We start from the raw sequence: 381 nt of genomic DNA on the forward strand, positions 1-381 counted from the left end.
GTTTTGCACGGTGAAAATCTACCGAAAGAGCTTGAGCCGTCCGATCACGATCTCGGAATACGCCTCCGAAGTCTTTGTCCCGACGAACGACGTTTGGCGGAAGTATCCGCGCCGGATGCTTCGGCACAAGGCGATCGTGCAGGCGGCGCGCGTGGCGTTTTCGATCAGCGGCATCTACGACCGCGACGATGCGATGAGCATTGCTGCGAACGAAGACGTCGTCGACGTCAGTGCGCGCGAAGTCGGCACCGAAACCGCTGCCGCTCCCGAGCGGCCGCATCGAACCATCGCCTACAAATCCCGAAAGGAATTGGACGGCGCGCTCGATGCGGCAGTCAAAAGCGCACTTCTGCGCGGCGACTGGACGGCTGCGGAGAAGTG

General features: G+C 61.4%; 1 protein-coding gene. It reads left to right on the forward strand.

Annotation, left to right across the window (positions count from 1 at the left end; genetic code table 11):
- Positions 1-31: 31 nt before the first annotated feature.
- Positions 32-381: recombinase RecT (locus tag H6A60_RS12790; RefSeq protein WP_205105240.1), on the forward strand; the 350-nt coding region annotated here is incomplete at its 3' end.

This window comes from Sutterella massiliensis, from assembly GCF_016899755.1.
Classification (GTDB): Bacteria; Pseudomonadota; Gammaproteobacteria; order Burkholderiales; family Burkholderiaceae_F; genus Sutterella; species Sutterella massiliensis.